Below are 18,646 nucleotides of genomic sequence, written 5' to 3'. Positions count from 1 at the left end.
GCTGGCCCGGTTTATCCTCGGCCTATGGCGCATGTCATAGACCGCGGCAAATGGGCCGAAGCGCCCGACCGCTGGCCCGACCACTGGCAGGGCGAGCTGCAAGGCGGAGCTTACGGCTCCCGCAGCTGCCTGATCTTCAACTACCTGCCCGAGATCGGCGGCGGCCCCAGGCTGCACAGCCATCCCTATTGCGAGATTTTTATTATCCGGACCGGCACCGGCCTGTTCACCGTCGGCGACCGGCAGATCGAGGCCACCGCCGGCCAGATCCTGGTCGTACCGCCGAACACGCCGCACAAATTCACCAATGTCGGGCCCGGCCCGCTGGAAACCACCGACATACACGAGAACGGCAGCTTCATCACCGAGTGGCTGGAATAACGCTTCTCAAACCAGTTCCGGTTCGGATCATGCGCTGGCGCCGAGCCTGGCCAGCACGGCGTTGGGAATGTTGTATTCCCGGATCACCGCGTCGTGCTTGCGAAGGCCGCAGAGTTCGCGCTGGATGAAATACCCGTGCACCGCTTCGGCTGCATCCCTGAGCAGCCGGGCGCGGTCGACATCGTCGCAATTCTCGCGCAGCCTCGTCAATGTTTCCTCGACGCGCCGGCCGGCGCGGCCGAGCGCGGCCGCCTTCTCGCCGAGGATTTCATGGCCAAGCAGGTCCAACGCGCTCTCCTGCGCGCCGGACCGTCCGAAATTCGATGGCATTCTCACCGCCATGGTCTACTCCGGTCTTTAGAAACTACTCCGCCGGCCGGGTCTCGGCCAGCGCGCTCTCCTCGTTGAACAGGAAACCTCCGGACTGCCGCTTCCACAGCCTGGCATAGAGCCCGTCGAGCCCGACCAGCTCGTCATGCGTGCCTTGCTCGACGATGCGGCCCTCGTCGAGCACCACCAGCCGGTCGAGTGCCGCAATGGTCGACAGCCGATGCGCGATGGCGATGACCGTCTTGCCTTCCATCAGCCTTGCCAGATTTTCCTGGATCGCCGCCTCGATGTCGGAATCGAGCGCCGAGGTCGCCTCATCGAGCACCAGGATCGGCGCATCCTTGAGGAAGACGCGGGCGATCGCCACGCGCTGGCGCTGGCCGCCGGAGAGCTTGACGCCGCGCTCGCCGACATAGGCCTCGTAGCCGATACGATCGCGATTGTCGCGCAGACCGAGGATGAACTCGTGCGCCTCGGCCTTCTTCGCTGCCGCGACCACCTCGGCGTCGGTCGCTTCCGGCATGCCGAGCTTGATGTTGTCGCGCAGCGAGCGGTGGAAAAGTGCCGTATCCTGGCTGACGACGCCGATATTGGCGCGCAGCGAATTCTGCGTGACCCTGGAGACGTCCTGCCCGTCAATGGTGATCTTGCCGCTCTCGAGGTCGTAGAGGCGCAGGATCAGATTGACCAAGGTCGTCTTGCCGGCGCCGGACGGGCCGACCAGGCCGACCTTTTCGCCCGGCCGCACGACGAGGTCGATGCCGTTGAGCACGCCGGACCCCTTGCCGTAGTGGAACTCCACATTGCTGACGTTGATGCGCCCGCCGCCGACGACAAGCTCTTTCGCGTCCGGCGCATCGGTCAGGCCGAGCGGCTGTGAGATCAGCGCCTTGGAATTCTCCAGCACGCCGAGGTTCCGCAAGATGCCGTTGAGCTGCATCATCAGCCGGCCGAGCAGCATGTTCAGCCGCAGCACCAAAGACAGCGTGAAAGCCACGGCGCCGACTGTGATCGCACCCTCGACCCAGAGATAAACGGCAAAGCAGGCGATCGCCGTGATCATAATGCCCGACAGCATCGTCAGCGCCATGCGCACGCCGGTCAGCCTGCGGGTGAACGGGCGCAGCGCGTCGAGATAGATGTCGAAGCCGTTCCTGATGTAGCGGTCGTCGCCATCGGCCGAGAACAGTTTCAACGTCTGCACGTTCGAATAGGAATCGACAAGGCGGCCGGTGATCATCGAGCCGGCTTCGGCGGTGGCTTCGGCATGTTTGCGGATTGCCGGCAAATAGCGCCTGGCCAGAAAGCCGAAGGCGGTAATCCAGATCACCACCAGCACCGCCAGCCGGAGATCGAGCCCGGCGACCAGCGCCAGCGTCGTCACCGTATAGACGACCATGAACCAGACCACCTCGATGAAGCTTTCCATCAGATCGCCGGTCGCCTGTCCCGCCTGCCAGACCTTGGTCGCGATACGCCCGGCAAAGTCGTTCTGGAAGAAGGCGTAGGATTGGCGCGAGACATGGCGATGCGCCTGCCAGCGCACCAGATTATAGAAACCCGGCGTGATCGTCTGCTCGTCGACCAGCGCCGACAGGCCGACGACAATGGTGCGGATGACCAGCACCACCGCGATCATGAAGACAAGTTCCGGGCCGGCGGCAGTCCACAGAGCGTGCCAGCTGCGTTCACCGGGAAGCTGGTCGAGGATGTCGACCAGCCGCCCGACGAAATAGAACAGTCCGGCTTCGACCAGTGGCGCGATGCCGCCGATCACCAGCATGGCGAAGAAGGCGATCTTCGCCTGCCCGACATAATGCCAGAGGAAACCCCTGACGCCGGCAGGTGGGCGAAGGTCCGCAGGCTCGCGGAATGGATAGACCCAGTTCTCGAACCAGCGGTAGATGGCAGTCATCATTCGGCGGCTTCACCCTTGGCGATTGCATCGTTGGCGGCTGCATCGTTGGCGGAGGGGCCGTCGTCGAGCAGGAAGCCGCCCGACTGGCGCTGCCAGAGCTGGGCATAGAGCCCGCCGCTGGCAACCAGTTCCTCATGCGAACCTTCCTCGATGACGCGGCCCTTGTCCATAACGACGAGCCGGTCCATGGCGGCGATCGTCGACAGCCGGTGCGCAATGGCGATGACGGTCTTGCCTTGCATCAGTCTGTAGAGGTTCTCCTGGATGGCCGCCTCGGCCTCGGAATCGAGGGCGGAGGTCGCTTCGTCGAGGATAAGGATTGGTGCGTCCTTCAGCATGACACGGGCTATGGCGATGCGTTGCCGCTGGCCGCCGGACAATTTGACGCCGCGATCACCGACATGCGCGTCGAAACCCTTTCGACCGTTAGAATCCGACAATCCGGCGATGAAATCCAGCGCCTCGGCGCGCCGCGCCGCCTCGATCAGCATCTGGTCGCTGGCGTCCGGCCGGCTATAGAGGATATTCTCGCGCACCGAGCGATGCAGCAGCGAGGTGTCCTGCGTGACCATGCCGATCTGGGCGCGCAGCGAGTCCTGCGTCACCGCCGCAATGTCCTGGCCGTCGATCAGGACCTTGCCGCTTTCGAGGTCATAGAAGCGCAACAGAAGATTGACCAGCGTCGACTTGCCGGCACCCGAACGGCCGACGATGCCGACCTTCTCGCCCGGCTTCACCGTCAGCGACAGGCTTTCGATCACGCCCTTCTGCTTGCCATAGTGGAAGCGGATGTCCTCAAAACGGATCTCCCCCTTGGTCACGGCAATATCGTTGGCGCCAGGCCGGTCTTCGACGAGGCGCGGCAGCGAGATCGAGGCGATGCCGTCCTGCACCGTGCCGATATTCTCGAACAGCGTGGACATCTCCCACATGATCCATTGCGACATGCCCCAGAGCCGAAGCACGAGGCCGATGACCAGGGCGACGGCGCCGATCGTCACGACTTGGCCGAGCCACAGCCATAGCGAGATTGCAGTGACCGAAAACAACAGCAGCGAATTCAGGACGTAGAGCAGGCCGTAGAGCTGCGTCACCAACCGCATCGACCGGTAGACTGTATCGAGAAAGCCGGCCATACCGTCCTTGGCGAAGGATGCCTCGCGCCGCGCATGCGAGAACAGCTTGACCGTCTGGATGTTGGAGTAGCTGTCGACGACACGGCCGGTCATGGTTGAGCGCGCATTAGCCTGCTCCTCGCCGACCTTGCCCAGCCGCGGGATGAAATAGCGCAACAGCAGGACATATCCGGCAAGCCAGACGGCAAGCGGCGCAGCCAGCCGCCAGTCTGCCGAGCCGACAATGAACAGCATGCCGAGAAAATAGACGACGATATAGTTGAGCACATCGATGAGCTTGATGACGCACTCGCGCACCGCGAGCGCGGTCTGCATCAGCTTGGTCGCGATGCGCCCGGCAAACTCGTCCTGATAGAAGCTCATCGACTGCTTGAGCAGGTAACGATGCACCTGCCAGCGGATACGCATCGGATAATTACCCATCAGCGTCTGCTGGTTGAGCAGCGAATGGAACCAGACCGTCGCCGGCAGCGCGAAAACCACGATGAAGGCCATCCCGGCCAGCTTCAAGCCTTCGGTCTGCAGGAACGTCTCGCGATTCTGTCCGGACAGCCAGTCGACGATCCGGCCCATGAAGCCGAACATCCACACCTCGGCAAGGGCGATGGCCGTCACCAGTACCGCATCGAGAGCGATGTAGGGCCACGCGCCGCGCGTATAATGCACGCAGAAGGCGATCAGTGTCCGCGGCGGCTCGACCGGCTCCTTGGCAGGGAACGGATCGAGCCTTTTTTCAAACCAGCTAAACATAGAGATGCTCACAATACCTGTTTCCGCTCACGCGGCACGCGAACGGACGGGGTGCCCAGACCGCATGGCGTCAAGGACCGGCGATACGGAATCGTCCGCCTCGCCGGTCCTGCTTCGCGCTATATAGGTTGTCGCGGGCCTTTCGCCGACAGTCTCGTTTGACGATGCTGACGACGTTTTGACGATCCGGATTTTCGCGCTGGTTTTTGCACCAGGCCGGATCAGCCTGATGATCCGGCGCACCAGCGACGGCCGGCTATAGTCCGGAACGGCGCGCGAGAAATCGACGTCCGGCAGCATACCGCGATGCGGACGCCGGCGGGTCTCGGCGTGAACCGCCGACGAGTAGGTCTCGCCGATCAAAAGCGCCCAGGTCGCAGTCTTCCGCTCGTGCAGGCTTCTTGAGCCGGGTATTCTACAGGGATCGAACATCGGTCCGTCCTCCAGTTGAAGATGCAGGTAGAAGGGTGAACCAACCCAGGCCGCGGGCACGCGCGGCGCGGCAAAGGTGGCATCGGTCGAAGCGTGTTCAGGTGGGGCGTTCAGCCCCTTCCACAGCTTGAAAAACATCGCAGGATTCCTTCAAAGGCCGAAAAAGGTTTCGGCGGGAATCGGTGCGATTGAAGTCTAGAAGGTCAGGAGAATCGTCGTACCGAAACCGCCGTCGGGCTGGTAAGCCCACGAGAGGGGTGGTGGATGTGCATGGCCATCATGAATTACCCCTCCGTCGGTTCGGGTTGACAATGCTGGCCGTATAACCGACTTCGCAGAAAATGACCACCCGCCAGTCCAGGAATTTCCGAAACCGCGAGAGCTCTGTGGCTGATCTGCCACTTATTAGAAAGACGCGGAAATGAACGACCGTCTCCGCATCGCGCTCTACCAGCCTGATATCGCCGGCAACACCGGGACAATCCTGCGCTTCGCCGCTTGCCTCGGTCTCGGCGTCGACATCATCGAACCGGCGGGCTTCCCGCTCGGTGACCGGGCGCTGAAACGGGCCGGCATGGACTACCTCGAAATGGCGGCGCTCACCCGGCACGTCGACTGGCACGCCTTCGAGGACTGGCGCAAGCTTGCCAAGCGGCGGCTGGTGCTGCTGTCGACCAAAGCCACGACCCCTTACACCAGCTTCGCCTTCGGCGATGACGACATTCTTCTGTTCGGCCGCGAATCCGCAGGCGTTCCGGATCTTGTTCATCAAGCGGCGAATGCCCAATTGACCATTCCCATGCAAGACGCTGCGCGCAGCATCAACGTCGCGCTTTCCGTCGCCATGGTGGCGGGTGAAGCCATCCGGCAACTCGGATAACGGCACTCCGTCTCCCGTCATCCTGGCCCAGGCGCACATCACCATCTCCTTGGTTTGCAGATCCCGGGTTTCTTCGCTACAAGCTCAACTTAACTTTAGGTCAAGCGAAAAAATCGGAACGGAAAAAGAGGGATGGCACCGGTAACGGAATTGACGGTCGGCCAAGTGGCCATGCGCAGCGGTGTGGCGGTGTCGGCGCTACATTTCTATGAGGCCCGCGGGCTGATCCGCAGCCACCGGACGTCAGGCAACCAGCGGCGCTACGGCCGCGACGTGCTGCGCCGTGTCGCGATCATCAAGGTAGCGCAGGAGGTCGGTATCTCACTGGCCGAGATCGGCACGGCCCTTGCGTCACTGCCTGAGGGCCGGACGCCGACGCGCGAGGATTGGAACTTGCTTTCGACCGCCTGGCGCGACGGGCTCGACCACAAGATCGCCCAGCTGAAGAAACTGCGCGACGGGCTGACCGACTGCATCGGCTGCGGCTGCATGTCGATCGACAAGTGCCCGTTGAGGAACAAGGGCGACCGGCTGGCAAGGGAGGGGACCGGGGCGCGGCGGCTGATTGTTGCATCCTAAATGGAAGCAGTGCGATTATGGTGCGATACGGAAGGGAACCTCAGTGCTGGGACATCTAATCCAAGCAGAAGAAGAGACACAGCTCATCGTGATCTATCGGATCGATTCCGGCGGCATGCCAACGCCCTATACGTCCTTGAGCTTCGATGAGGCGCAGAAAATGGGCTTCGAAAAATTCGGCAAGCTACTTGGTGAGAACCTAATTCTAGATTCTCCAAAATTGCGCGATCTATTTTTGTCGTGACATCCCTTAATCTGCTGCCGGCAACCGTCGTATCGTGAACTCGATCACGTCGCCCGGCCGCTCGAACCAGCTTTCGATCTCGGTCCAATAGGCCTGCTTGGGAAAGCGCTCGAACCATTCCTTCGCCTTGAGACGAGCGTCGGAGCGCGGCAGCACGAAGGTCTCGCGCAGGAAGCCGTCGCGCGGCATGCGCGCGTTCTCGGCGCGCGAACGGTCGAGCCTCTTCTTCAGGCCATCCAGCGGCGGTCTTGCCGGGGTGCGCACGAAAGAACTCCATTCACACTTGACCCTTGCACCCAAGAGATTAGGGATCGCGGCCGGAAAAGACGAGTCATTTGTCGGGCGCGCCCGCAACCGGAGACAGGATTTGCAACGACCCGAGATACCGGCGGGGCTGCCAGCCGACATCGAACAGAAGAAGACGAAGGCACGGCTGTGGTTCGAGACGTTGCGCGAGCGCATCTGTGCCAGCTTCGAGCAGATCGAGCAGGACCTGCAGGGGCCGCAGGCTAGCTGGTCGCCCGGCCGCTTCGAAAAGACGCCGTGGCAACGCGATGCCGGCAAGGGCGGCGGCGGTATCATGTCGATGATGCACGGCCGCGTCTTCGAGAAGGTCGGCGTCCACACCTCGACCGTCCACGGCGAGTTCTCCCCCGAATTCAGGAAGCAGATGCCGGGCGCCGAAGAGGACCCCTCCTTCTGGGCAAGCGGCATTTCGCTGATCGCCCATCCGTGGAACCCCAACGTGCCGGCCGTGCATATGAACACGCGCATGGTCGTCACCTCGCGCCAGTGGTTCGGCGGCGGCGCCGATCTGACACCGGTGCTCGACCGCCGCCGCAGCCAGGACGACCCCGACACGATCACCTTCCACAGAGCGATGCAATTTGCCTGCGAGAAGAACGCGGCGATCGCCGACTACGTGAAATTCAAAGCCTGGTGCGACGAGTACTTCTACCTGCCGCACCGTGACGAGCCACGCGGTACCGGCGGTATCTTCTTCGACTGGCTGCATTCGGATGAGGACAAAGGCGGCTGGGACGCCGATTTCAACTTCGTCCAGGACGTCGGGCGATCTTTTCTCGTCGTCTACGAACATCTGGTGCGCGCCAACTTCAATGACAACTGGACCGATGGCGACCGTGACGAGCAGCTCATCCGCCGCGGCCGTTATGTCGAATTCAACTTGCTTCACGATCGCGGCACCATCTTCGGGCTAAAGACCGGCGGCAATGTCGCCTCGATCCTGTCCAGCCTGCCGCCAGAAGCGAAATGGCCGTAAAATCTCGGTGAGCACGACGTGAGCCGCAATCGGGTCCAAATCCCCAGAATTTGACGGCGAATGTGGCGCAAGACGCGCCAGAAAATATCTTTTTCGTCTAATATATCATTGTAAAGATTGGGCTATTTGTCGCGTCGGGCCGGGAAACGCCGGCGGTTCTTTACTCCCGAGAGCCGCGACCCGACGTGACCGGACGGCCCATGATTGAATCGGGCACCTTTCCCAAGCGGTGCCCGTATTTTCCAGGAGAGCATGCCATGCGCAAGCTTATTATGACCGCAGCCGCCACTGCCGTTCTCGCCTCTGGTACTGCCGCATTCGCTGCGGTCAAGCACACCACCGGCACGATCAAAAGCTTTGATGGAACGGCGATGAGCCTAGTTCTGGATAACGGAGCCACCTTTACGTTGCCCCAGACCTTCAAGGATCCTGGCCTGAAGGTCGGCGAAAAGGTCCGCGTCACGTGGGATATGAGCGGCAAGGATAAAATTGCCGAGGCAGTCAAGATCGTGAAGTGATGTCCTGCCCGCTGGAGCAAGACGAGGTCTTACTCCTGGGTGGCGTAAGAGGGCGGAGCAGCGATGCTCCGCCTTTTCGCAACCCGATCACCAGAGGGCCGCGTGTCGGCTTGGACGCACGGCACTCTAAGGCAACCAAAACCGTTCGATCGTGTTATGCTTAGCTGGCCAGCGTGTAGCCCGGATACCGTACGCGGTTTCCGGATCGCGCAATCAAAGGTCTGGAGCTTCCGTGTCAGTGCGCTGCGCGGCGCTCCAAGGAGGAGATGAGGAGAAGCCGATGAAGGAATTCCATTGCGGGTCGCTCGTACCCGGCTGCGAGTGGCACACACGCGCCGAGGAGGAGGCTGAGGTCATGCGCCGTGCCGTCGAGCATCTGCGCGAGACGCACGGCGAGACGGTGATCCGCGAGACGATGATCGAGGCGATCCGCTCGCGCATCGAAAAGGTCCGCGACGCAGCGTGACGGTCAGGATTCGAGTGCCTCCGCGGCGCGCTTGAGCAGCGCGCCGCGATCAAGCGCAAAACCGGACTCGACCCATTCCTTTTCGAGATTCTTCAACGTTGCACCAAGCTTCGGCCCCGGTGATGCGCCAAGCGTCGTCAGATCGGCGCCCTTGACCGGAAAAACAGGGTTTTGCCATTTTGCAGCGAAGGCAAGCAGGCGCGAGAAGCCGCCGGCTTCGAGCAGTGCGTCATTGTCTTCGACCGCGCGGGCTCGAGCGGAAGCGAGCAACAGCCGCAACCGGTCGACAAAGCCTTGGCGGTCGCCAAAATAAAGCCTTTTCGCCAACTCTCCTTCAGTCGTTTTCGGATCGACGGCAGCCGTGATCGCCCAATTCCGCAGCCGGCTTGCTTCGCTCACGGAAAGCCTCAATCTCTCGGCAAGCGTTTTCATGCGCGCGGCATCCGGCGGCACGATGGATTCCAGCCTGAGCAGCGGGTCCGGCGCCCAGGCCAGGTCCTTCTCGGTCTTGGTCAGCCCGTGGATGGCATCGATGCCCCATTTCTCGCTTTCCGGCAAAACGGCGGTCAGAACGCCGGCCTGGCGCATCCACAGCAGCGCCCGCGACGGATCTGGCGCCGACAGCAATTTCTTCAATTCCCACCAGACGCGCTCGACCGAAAGCTGGTCGAGCCCCTGCTTCAGCCGAGCACAAGCCTTCAACCCTTCGGCATCCGGCCTACCGTCGCCATACCATGCGAAGAAACGGAAGAAACGCAGGATGCGCAGATAATCCTCGCGGATACGGGCTTCCGGATCGCCGATGAATCGCAGCCTCCGCGCTTCGATATCGGCGATACCGCCGACCAGATCGACGACCGTTCCATCGGCTTCGGCATAGAGTGCATTGATGGTGAAATCACGCCGCTCAGCGTCGGCTTTCCAGTCGCGGCCGAACGACACTTTGGCGCGCCGGCCGTCGGTTTCGATATCGGCACGCAGCGTGGTGACCTCATAGGCCTTGCCGTGGCCGACCGCGGTGACTGTGCCATGCTCGATGCCGGTCGGTACCGTCTTGAAGCCTGCCGCCTCGGCGCGCCGGATGGTTTCCTCGGGCACCGTGGTGGTGGCGATGTCGATGTCGGCGACCGGCTGGCCGATGAGCGTGTTGCGCACCGCACCGCCGGCGACACGCGCCTCCTCGCCGCCATCAGTCAGCGCCGCGAGCAGGCGCTGCAGGTGGCGTTCGCCGAGCCACCCGGCCTTGCCCGCGATCGACACTGGATCGCTCACGAATAGAGCCTTTCATAAAGCGTACGGATGATGCCCGCGGTGACGCCCCAGATGCGCTGGCCGCCATAGGGCATCTCGTAATAGAACCATTCGAGGTCGTTCCACATGCGACTGTCTCTGGTGTGGTTGGCGGGGTCCATCAGAAAGCCCAGCGGCACCTCGAAGACGGCATGGACTTCGTCGGAATTCAGCGTCAGGCTGAAACCGGGCCGCACAATCCCGAGCACCGGGGCGATGCGATAGCCGCTGCCGGAAACGTAGTCCGGCAGACGGCCGACGATCTCGATGTAATCCCTATCGAGACCGATCTCCTCGAATGTCTCGCGCAACGCCGCCGCTTCCGGGCTCGCATCGGTTTGATCGATGGTACCACCGGGGAAAGCCACCTGCCCCGAATGGTTGCGCAGCTTTTCGGCCCGCCTGGTCAAAAGGACCGTGGCTTCATGGCCATGATCGACCACCGGGATCAGCACGGCGGCATCGCGCAGCGCCTTGGCCAGCTTCAGCCTGGGATGGCCCGGATTGAAGCGGTGGTCGCCAAAATCGTCGCCGGCATGCGCCAGCGGCTGCGCCGCGACGCGCTGGCGAAACCCGGCAACGGAAAACGGCAACGGCATCACCTGATCCATCATAGGCGGTCCATCATGCGCTCAGCCGTTTCAGTTTCTCAGCCGGCATGATTGGATAGACCTCGCCTTTGGAACGGACGGCAAACATCCTCTTGCCACCGATGTCGATCTCTTCGCCGTGCTCGACCAGCTCGTACATCACCGGCCGTGCCACCAGCGCCTCCAGCCGCCCGCGCACCAGCACATAAGGCTTCAGGCCACCTGTCTCGTCCTCATCGACGAAGCGCAGCGGGTGTCCCGCCCCAGCCTCGACCACGTCGCCGACATTGGTGCGAAAGGTGATGATTTGTCCGTCGCCGGCGCCCGACACGTCCATCTCGACGGCAATGAAGGGCGCGTCGGCGACGCGGATGCCGACCTTTTCCACCGGCGTCACCAGGTAAGTCCTGCCGTCCACGTCCTTGCGCAGCACTGAGGAAAAAAGCTGCACCAGCGGCATCCGGCCGATCGGCGTTCCCAGATAGAACCAGGTGCCGTCCTGCTTGATTTCCATGTCGAGATCGCCGCAAAATGCCGGATTCCAGCGTTCCACCGGCGCCGGCCCCTTACCGGCGCGCGTCGCGCGCGAGACCAGCGCTTCCAGCCCCCGCGCCTCGGTCGCGGCCGTCAGGCTCTCTTCACGATGGTCGGCGGCTTCCGTCATGGTCACGAAATAGTCACTGTTGTTCCGCTTGTCAGCCTAAGTCTGTGATTTAAGTTCATTGCAGGCGCATGCGAAGCCGAATCGCGGCATTCTCTGCGGCACCAAGGTGCCAAGCGGTGTTTCCAACAGAAGGATCGATGCTGCATGAGCGTTATGATCAAGGAAAGCCCAATCAGCGAAAAGGACATGGTGGCGCAGGCCGAGAAAGCGCTGGCCGACATTTCGAGGGTCCGTGACGGCGTCGGCCGGGTCATTTTCGGCCAGGAAAGCGTCGTCGAGCGCACGCTCGTCGCATTGCTGGCCGGCGGCCATGCACTGCTGGTCGGCGTGCCCGGCCTCGCCAAGACCAAGCTGGTCGAAACGCTGGGCATCGTGCTCGGCCTCGATTCGCGCCGCATCCAGTTCACGCCCGACCTGATGCCATCCGACATTCTCGGCTCCGAAGTGATGGAGCAGGATGAATTCGGCAAGCGCTCCTTCCGCTTCATTTCCGGGCCGATCTTTGCGCAACTGCTGATGGCCGACGAGATCAACCGCGCCTCGCCACGCACCCAGTCGGCGCTGCTGCAGTCGATGCAGGAATACCACGTCACCATTGCCGGCGTGCGCCATGATCTGCCGTCACCGTTCCACGTTCTGGCGACGCAGAACCCGCTGGAGCAGGAAGGCACCTATCCGCTGCCGGAAGCGCAGCTCGACCGCTTCCTGATGCAGGTCGATATCCTCTACCCCGAGATCGAGGCGGAGCGCCGCATCCTGCTGGAAACCACCGGTATCGAGGATGCCAAGGCTGAAAACGTGCTGCAGCCGGCGCGGCTGAAGGACATCCAGACGCTCATCCGCCGTATGCCGGTGCCGGAAAGCGTCGTCGAGGCGATCCTCAAGCTGGTGCGCTCAGCGCGCCCCGGCCAGGGCAACGCCGATACCGACAAGCACGTCGCCTGGGGCCCAGGCCCGCGCGCCAGCCAGGCGCTGACGCTGTGCACCCGCGCCCGCGCCCTCTATGACGGCCGGCTGGCGCCGTCGGTCGACGACGTCCGCGCGCTGGCCGAGCCGGTGCTGCAGCACCGCATGGCGCTTACCTTCGCCGCCCGCGCCGAGGGCACCACGGTTCGCGATGTTGTGGCGAAGCTCGCGAAAGGGATTTGATGGCGCGCATCGGTGAAGCGCAGGCACCGGCAGCGACGCGCGATGCGCTCGCCAGAGGCCGGTTGCGGGCTTCGTTGGTGCCGGACCTGCTGGTCGAGGCGCGCCGCATCGTCAACACGGTAATTGCCGGCTGGCATGGCCGCCGCAAGCGCGGTATCGGCGAGAATTTCTGGCAGTTCCGGCCCTATGTCGAAGGCGATTCCTCGCGCATTGACTGGCGCCGTTCCGCTCGCGACGACCACACCTATGTCCGCGACCGTGAATGGGAGGCTGCCCACACGGTGTGGCTGTGGGCCGATCCCTCGCCTTCCATGCTCTACAAATCGACCGGGGCCAGCGTTTCCAAGGAATCGCGCGCCCTGGTGCTGACGTTGGCCATGGCCGAGCTTTTGTCGCGCAGCGGCGAGCGCATTGCCTGGCCGGGCCTGACCGACCCGTTCACCGCCCGCAATGGCGCCGAGCGCATCGCGGCGCAACTGATGCACGCCGGCGACCTGCCGGCAAAGCCCGATCTATCCGGCATTCGCCGGTTCTGCGACATCGTCCTCGTCAGCGATTTCCTCGACCCCGTCGAGGACACTATTGCGTGGCTGGACGTTCCCGCCCGCCACGGCGTGCGCGCCCATCTGGTCGAGGTCGCCGATCCGGCCGAGGAAAGCTTCCCCTATGCCGGGCGCACCGAATTCACCGATCCTGAGACCGGCGACAAGCTGACCGCCGGCCGCGCCGAAATGCTGGGCGAGGAATATCGCCTGCTTTATGCCGCCCGCCGCCAGGAACTGGCCGCCTGGTGCAAACGGCTTGGCTGGAGCTTTACCGTCAATCATACCGATCGCCTTGCCTCCGAGGCGCTGGTGCGCATCCACATGGCGATGACCGCCGAAGGCAGCTTTGCCGGGAGGGCCCGCGCATGAGTTGGCTGCCGCTCTCCTTCGGGGCGCCGATGGTGCTGTGGGGCCTGCTGGCGCTGCCGGTGATCTGGTGGCTTCTGCGGCTGACCCCGCCCAGGCCGCAAGCCGAGGTGTTTCCGCCGCTCAGGATTCTCGCCCGCGTGCTGAGGCGCGAAGAAACGCCGCAGCAGAGCCCTTGGTGGCTGACGCTGCTCAGGCTGCTGATGGCCGCGCTTGTCGTGGCAGCACTTGCCGAACCCGTCTTCAACCCGCGCGAAAAGCTGCCGGCCGAAGGCGCCGCCCTGGCGCTGGTGATCGACAATGACTGGGCAAGTGCCGCCGACTGGGGCAAGCGGGTCGCCACCGCCGAGCGGCTGATCGCCGATGCCAATTCGAACGGCGTGCCGGTGCTCATCGCTTTCACCGCCGAGAAGCCGAATGCCGAGATCGGTCCCTTCGATGCCGCTGCCGCGCTCGACCGGCTGCGCGCGGCAAAGCCGCGGCCGATCCCGACCGACCGCCCCGCCGTCTACGCCCGCGTCGCGTCAGCCCTGGAGTCGCTGCCGGGCGCAAGCGTCGCAGTGCTCGCCGATGGCTTGGCGGCGCAAGGCGACGAAGCCGCCTTCAACACGTTGTTGTCAAAGAACGCGGCACGTGTCGTCTGGGCCGTCTCCGACCGGCTGTCGCTGACCGGCCTGACCGGCGCCGACAACCAGGTCGACGGCTTCGCCCTGACCGCCATCCGCGCACCGGGCGATCCGGCACCTGCACAGGTGACGGCCGGCGCGTTCGACGACAAGGGGCGCCGCATTGCCGACGCGACGCTGACCTTTGCCCCGGGCGGAACCACCGCAACCGGCACGATGGCGGTGCCGTTCGAACTGCGCAACGACTTCGCCTACATCGCGCTCGATGGCGAGCGCCAGGCCGGTGCCGTCCGCGTGCTCGATGAGAGCTCAAAACGCCGCCGCGTCGGGCTGCTGTCGCAGTCCGAGGCTGATCAGGCGCAACCGCTGCTGTCGCCGCTCTACTACATTCGCCGCGCCCTGCAGCCCTTCGCCGATCTCGTCGAGCCGTCGAGCGTCGATCTCGCCGACGCCATCCCGCAACTGCTCGACCAGAAACCGGCGATGATCGTCATGGCTGATGTCGGCACCATTCCGGAACAGGCGCGGCAGAGGCTGGTCGACTGGGTCGACAAGGGCGGCACGCTGGTGCGTTTTGCCGGTTCGCGGCTGGCCGCTGCCGGCAATGACGACGATCTGCTGCCGGTCCGGCTGCGCACCGGCGAGCGATCGCTTGGCGGCGCGCTGTCATGGACGGCGCCGCAGCCGGTCACCGAATTCCCGAAAACCGGTCCCTTCGCCGACCTCGCGCCGCCGACCGAGGTCACCGTTACCAGGCAGGTGCTGGCCGAGCCGACGCCCGACATTGTCGAGCGCACCTGGGCCACGCTTGCCGACGGTACGCCGCTGGTGACCGGGATGAAGAAGGACAAGGGCACCCTCGTACTGTTCCACGTCACCCCCGAGGCGACGTGGTCCAACCTGCCGATCTCCGGCAGCTTCGTCGAGATGCTGCGGCGCATCGTGCAATTGTCGCGCAACCAGGGCTCGGCGGTCGCCAATGCCGAGGCAGCCGCCACGTCGCTGGCACCCTATCGCATGATCGCTGCCGACGGCACGCTGGTGCCGCCGACGCCGGATGCCAGGCCGCTGGTGCCCGGCGCCGGCCCGCTGCCGGTGACGCTGGAAAACCCGCCCGGCCTCTACGGCTCGGAGACGGGAGTGTTCGCTCACAATCTGCTCGGTGGCGACAGCGCATTCACGCCGCTGACCCGGCCTGAAATCACGGTACCGGTCACCACCATCCAGTATGCCTTCGACGAGCAGCACAACCTCAAAGGTCCGCTTGTCACGGCCGCTCTGGTGCTGATGGTGCTCGACACGCTTGCCGTATTCTGGATGGGCGGCCTGTTGTCGCGCCGGCCGCGCCGTGCCGGCGCTGCGGCCACGGCAGCCGTCCTGCTGATTGCGCTCGGCGCTTTGATTGGCCACGCGGACGTCGCGCGCGCCGACGACGCCAAACCGGGAGATACGGAGGCGATCGGGGACATTTCAAAGACCCGGATCGCCTATGTGCTGACCGGCGAGCCGGGTGTCGATTCGATCAGCCGCGCCGGGCTCGAAGGCCTGACCCGCTTTCTTATCGAAAAAACCGCGCTCGAACCCGGAGCACCGGCCGGCGTCGACATCTCGAAGGACGAACTTTCCTTCTATCCGCTGATCTACTGGCCGATCGATCCCTCGGCCCCGATGCCCAGCGAGGCCGCCATCGCCCGCATCGACGCCTACATGCAGCAGGGCGGAACGGTCTTGTTCGACACCCGCGACCAGTTCGCCAATGGCATTGGTGCGGATTCGACCAGCCCGGCGACGGAGCGGCTGCGCGACATCCTCGGCAACCTCAACGTGCCACCGCTGGAGCCGGTGCCGTCGGACCACGTGCTGACCAAATCCTTCTATATCCTTCCGGAGTTTCCTGGCCGTTTTGCCGGCAGCCCGCTTTGGGTCGAGGCATCGCTCGAAGCCAGCAACACCGAGAACCGCCCGGTGCGCACCGGCGACGGCGTTTCTCCGATCATGATCACCGCCAATGATTTCGCCGGCGCTTGGGCCGTCGACGAGAATGGCGACCCGCTATTGCCGACGGTGCCTTCGGATCCGATGCAGCGCATCTATGCGCTGCGTGCCGGCGTCAACATTATGATGTACATGCTGACCGGCAACTACAAATCCGATCAGGTGCACGTCCCGGTGCTGCTCGAACGGCTGGGGCAATAGACCATGAACTGGTCGCTCGCCTTCGAACCGCTCATCACCTGGCCGCTGCTCGCCGTGGTTCTGGTGCCGCTGCTGCTGCTGTCCCTCGCCGGCCTTTGGTTTCGCCAGCGCGGCGCGGTCTTCCGCCTGGCAGCCCTGATTGCGCTGGCTGCGGCGCTGCTCAATCCGGTGTTCCTCGACGAAGAGCGCGAGCCGCTGAAAAGCATCGTCGCCGTCGTCGTCGATCGCAGCCAGAGCCAGGATATCGGCGACCGCACCAAGCAGACTGACGCGGCGTTGGCCGGGCTTCAGCAGCGTCTCGGCCGCTTCAAGCAGTTCGACGTCCGTGTCGTCGAAGCCGGCAAGTCCGAAGCCGCTGACGAGCGCACCGAGACGCGGTTGTTTTCCTCGCTCGAAAATGCTTTCCGCGACGTGCCGCCATCGCGCATCGGCGGCGCCATCATGATCACCGATGGCGAGGTGCATGACGCGCCGTCCGGCGCACCCGACTTCAATGCCCCGCTGCACGCGCTGATTACCGGCAACGAGCATGAGAAGGACCGCCGCATCCGCTTCGAGAATGCGCCGCGCTTCGGCCTCGTTGGCAAGCCGCTCGACATGACCTATCGCGTCATCGCCACCAACAACGAAACCGGCCCGGTCGATGTCCGCGTATCGGTCAACGGCGAGCAGGTATCGGTCGAGCACGCCAACATCGGCCAGGCGATGCCGCTGCAGGTGACCATTCCCAGCGCCGGGCGCAACATTGTCGAACTCGCCATCAACCACGAGCCGGGCGAACTCACCGACACCAACAACCGCGCCATCGCGCTGATCGACGGCATCCGCGAAAATCTGCGCGTGCTGCTTGTTTCCGGCGAACCGCATGCCGGCGAGCGCACCTGGCGCAATTTGCTGAAATCCGACGCTTCGGTCGACCTCGTGCACTTCACCATCCTGCGCCCGCCGGAAAAGCAGGACGGCACGCCGATCAACGAATTGTCGCTGATCGCCTTCCCGACGCGCGAGCTGTTCGTCGAGAAGATCAAGGATTTCGACCTGATCATCTTCGACCGCTATCAGCACCGCGACGTGCTGCCGATCCTCTATTACGACTACATCTCCGAGTATGTCGAAAAGGGCGGCGCGCTACTGATCGCGGCAGGCCCCGAATATGCCGGCGAAAGCTCGATCGCCCGCACGCCGCTGATGTCGGCGCTGCCGGCAATGCCGACCGGCGAGGTCATCGACAAGGCCTTCTATCCGCGCCTCACCGATACCGGCCAGCGTCATCCGGTAACGCGTGGGCTCGACGGCTCCGCGACCGAGCCGCCGCACTGGAGCCGCTGGTTCCGCACCATCGGCGTCGAGAACCCCGAGGGCGAGGTGGTGATGAAGGGCGCCGACAACCGGCCGCTGCTGCTGCTCGACCGCAAGGGCGAAGGCCGCGTCGGCATGCTTCTGTCCGACCAAGGCTGGCTGTGGGCGCGCGGCTTCGAGGGCGGCGGCCCCCATGTCCAGCTCTACCGGCGCATCGCCCACTGGCTGATGAAGGAGCCCGAACTCGAGGAAGAGCGGCTGACCGCCGACGGCCGCGGCATGGTGCTTGAAATCCGCCGCCAGACGATGAGCGACGACCCCGGCCCGGCGCAAGTCATCACGCCGTCCGGCAAGGCACTGATCGTCAGGCTCGAGAAATCCGAACCAGGCGTCTTCCTCGGCAGCGTCGAGACCAACGAAATCGGTCTCTATCAGGTCGGCAATGGCGACCTGACGGCATTGGCCCATGTCGGGCCGGTCAACGCCCCGGAATTCACCGACGTCGTCTCCACCGAGAACCGGCTGAAACCACCGGCTGAGGCAACCGGCGGCAGCGTTCGCCGGCTGGCGCCGGCCTCAGCACTTGGCACTCTCACCAGCACCGTCACGCTGCCATCCGTAGTCCCGGTCCGTTCCTCGGGCGCTGCCTCCGGCGATGATTGGATCGGCCTGCGCACCACCGACGACAGCGTACTCAAGGCCGTCTCGCGCGTGCCGCTGTTCGGCGGCTTCCTCGGCCTCGGCCTGCTGCTTCTGGCGATGGGCTCGATGTGGTACCGCGAAGGGCGGTAACGCGGTTTATCCTTCTCCCCTTGTGGGAGAAGGTTGATTGGCGCGCAGCGCCAAGACGGTTGAGGGGTGTTGGACGGAGTGCCGTCGTTGCCAAGCTGGAACACCCCTCATCCGACCGCGCTTCGCGCGGCCACCTTCTCCCACAAGGAGATCTTTGCACAGAAGCCGATCAGTGATTCTGTTGTGAGGTTGGAGCAGGGAGATTCGCGATGG

19 protein-coding genes are annotated in these 18,646 nt (G+C 63.9%); 11 read left to right on the top strand and 8 right to left on the bottom strand.

Annotated features, from left to right (window positions below):
• The first annotated feature begins 24 nt into the window (after window positions 1-24).
• Window positions 25-381 (top strand): cupin domain-containing protein, encoded by a 357-nt coding sequence (locus NKH33_RS19805; protein ID WP_352819963.1) that lies wholly within the window; start codon window positions 25-27, stop codon window positions 379-381.
• 27 nt (window positions 382-408) lie between these two features.
• Here the strand turns inward: NKH33_RS19805 and NKH33_RS19800 are convergent, their stop codons facing one another.
• From NKH33_RS19800 to NKH33_RS19785, 4 genes are read right to left on the bottom strand one after another with little or no spacing between them, the layout of a single operon-like run.
• Entirely contained in the window at window positions 409-723 is a 315-nt protein-coding gene (locus NKH33_RS19800; protein WP_352819916.1) for a DUF6665 family protein, read from the bottom strand.
• A 22-nt stretch (window positions 724-745) separates the two neighbouring features.
• Complete coding sequence (locus NKH33_RS19795) at window positions 746-2,629, bottom strand: ABC transporter ATP-binding protein (protein ID WP_352819915.1); 1,884 nt, start codon at window positions 2,627-2,629, stop codon at window positions 746-748.
• On the bottom strand, window positions 2,626-4,515 hold the full coding sequence (locus tag NKH33_RS19790) for an ABC transporter ATP-binding protein (RefSeq protein ID WP_352921109.1): 1,890 nt from the start codon (window positions 4,513-4,515) through the stop codon (window positions 2,626-2,628). The genes NKH33_RS19795 and NKH33_RS19790 overlap by 4 nt, the downstream gene beginning before the upstream one ends.
• 27 nt (window positions 4,516-4,542) lie before the next feature.
• Window positions 4,543-5,085, bottom strand: a complete 543-nt coding sequence (locus NKH33_RS19785; protein ID WP_352469727.1) for a hypothetical protein — start codon at window positions 5,083-5,085, stop codon at window positions 4,543-4,545.
• Between the two features lie 283 nt (window positions 5,086-5,368).
• Between NKH33_RS19785 and NKH33_RS19780 the strand changes: the two genes are divergently transcribed.
• The 3 genes from NKH33_RS19780 to NKH33_RS19770 all read left to right on the top strand — a co-directional run bounded on the left by NKH33_RS19780 (window position 5,369) and on the right by NKH33_RS19770 (window position 6,650).
• Window positions 5,369-5,827 (top strand): tRNA (cytidine(34)-2'-O)-methyltransferase, encoded by a 459-nt coding sequence (locus NKH33_RS19780; protein ID WP_352541004.1) that lies wholly within the window; start codon window positions 5,369-5,371, stop codon window positions 5,825-5,827.
• A gap of 132 nt (window positions 5,828-5,959) precedes the next feature.
• The gene (gene soxR, locus NKH33_RS19775; RefSeq protein WP_352541003.1) at window positions 5,960-6,406 is read left to right on the top strand and encodes a redox-sensitive transcriptional activator SoxR; all 447 of its coding nucleotides are present in this window, start codon (window positions 5,960-5,962) and stop codon (window positions 6,404-6,406) included.
• A 43-nt stretch (window positions 6,407-6,449) separates the two neighbouring features.
• Window positions 6,450-6,650, top strand: a complete 201-nt coding sequence (locus NKH33_RS19770) for a hypothetical protein (protein ID WP_352819913.1) — start codon at window positions 6,450-6,452, stop codon at window positions 6,648-6,650.
• Window positions 6,651-6,656: 6 nt separating this feature from the next.
• On the opposite strand, the gene NKH33_RS19765 is transcribed toward NKH33_RS19770, so the two are convergent.
• Window positions 6,657-6,914, bottom strand: a complete 258-nt coding sequence (locus NKH33_RS19765) for a hypothetical protein (RefSeq protein WP_023679487.1) — start codon at window positions 6,912-6,914, stop codon at window positions 6,657-6,659.
• 103 nt (window positions 6,915-7,017) lie between these two features.
• On the opposite strand from NKH33_RS19765, the gene hemF reads away from it, so the two are divergent.
• The 3 genes from hemF to NKH33_RS19750 all read left to right on the top strand — a co-directional run bounded on the left by hemF (window position 7,018) and on the right by NKH33_RS19750 (window position 8,916).
• Window positions 7,018-7,932 (top strand): oxygen-dependent coproporphyrinogen oxidase, encoded by a 915-nt coding sequence (gene hemF, locus NKH33_RS19760; RefSeq protein WP_352819912.1) that lies wholly within the window; start codon window positions 7,018-7,020, stop codon window positions 7,930-7,932.
• Between the two features lie 257 nt (window positions 7,933-8,189).
• Window positions 8,190-8,450 carry a DUF1344 domain-containing protein gene (locus tag NKH33_RS19755; RefSeq protein ID WP_352541000.1) on the top strand — a complete coding sequence of 87 codons (261 nt, stop codon included), beginning with the start codon at window positions 8,190-8,192 and terminating at the stop codon, window positions 8,448-8,450.
• 280 nt (window positions 8,451-8,730) lie between these two features.
• Window positions 8,731-8,916: a DUF1059 domain-containing protein gene (locus NKH33_RS19750; RefSeq protein WP_023679490.1), complete on the top strand. Its 186-nt coding sequence runs from the start codon at window positions 8,731-8,733 to the stop codon at window positions 8,914-8,916.
• A 3-nt stretch (window positions 8,917-8,919) separates the two neighbouring features.
• Here the strand turns inward: NKH33_RS19750 and NKH33_RS19745 are convergent, their stop codons facing one another.
• The 3 genes from NKH33_RS19745 to NKH33_RS19735 are packed head-to-tail and all read right to left on the bottom strand — an operon-like array spanning window position 8,920 to window position 11,460.
• Entirely contained in the window at window positions 8,920-10,188 is a 1,269-nt protein-coding gene (locus tag NKH33_RS19745; RefSeq protein ID WP_352819911.1) for a CCA tRNA nucleotidyltransferase, read from the bottom strand.
• Entirely contained in the window at window positions 10,185-10,817 is a 633-nt protein-coding gene (locus NKH33_RS19740; RefSeq protein ID WP_352541101.1) for a CoA pyrophosphatase, read from the bottom strand. The genes NKH33_RS19745 and NKH33_RS19740 overlap by 4 nt, the downstream gene beginning before the upstream one ends.
• A 13-nt stretch (window positions 10,818-10,830) precedes the next feature.
• Entirely contained in the window at window positions 10,831-11,460 is a 630-nt protein-coding gene (locus NKH33_RS19735; protein ID WP_352683969.1) for a DUF1285 domain-containing protein, read from the bottom strand.
• A 144-nt stretch (window positions 11,461-11,604) separates the two neighbouring features.
• Between NKH33_RS19735 and NKH33_RS19730 the strand changes: the two genes are divergently transcribed.
• From NKH33_RS19730 to NKH33_RS19715, 4 genes are read left to right on the top strand one after another with little or no spacing between them, the layout of a single operon-like run.
• Window positions 11,605-12,609, top strand: coding sequence for an AAA family ATPase (locus tag NKH33_RS19730; RefSeq protein WP_352450525.1), 1,005 nt, complete (start codon window positions 11,605-11,607; stop codon window positions 12,607-12,609).
• Window positions 12,609-13,523 carry a DUF58 domain-containing protein gene (locus NKH33_RS19725; protein WP_352540998.1) on the top strand — a complete coding sequence of 305 codons (915 nt, stop codon included), beginning with the start codon at window positions 12,609-12,611 and terminating at the stop codon, window positions 13,521-13,523. The genes NKH33_RS19730 and NKH33_RS19725 overlap by 1 nt, the downstream gene beginning before the upstream one ends.
• On the top strand, window positions 13,520-16,342 hold the full coding sequence (locus NKH33_RS19720; protein WP_352819910.1) for a DUF4159 domain-containing protein: 2,823 nt from the start codon (window positions 13,520-13,522) through the stop codon (window positions 16,340-16,342). The genes NKH33_RS19725 and NKH33_RS19720 overlap by 4 nt, the downstream gene beginning before the upstream one ends.
• Before the next feature lie 3 nt (window positions 16,343-16,345).
• A complete protein-coding gene (locus tag NKH33_RS19715; protein WP_352770908.1) occupies window positions 16,346-18,433 on the top strand; it encodes a hypothetical protein in 2,088 nt (695 codons plus the stop codon).
• The last annotated feature ends 213 nt before the right edge of the window (window positions 18,434-18,646 follow it).

The sequence above is a fragment of the Mesorhizobium sp. M1182 genome (assembly GCF_040318335.1).
Lineage (GTDB): Bacteria > Pseudomonadota > Alphaproteobacteria > Rhizobiales > Rhizobiaceae > Mesorhizobium.
The sequence above is the reverse complement of the archived record's forward strand: the minus strand, read 5'-3'. Positions and strand labels throughout refer to the sequence as shown.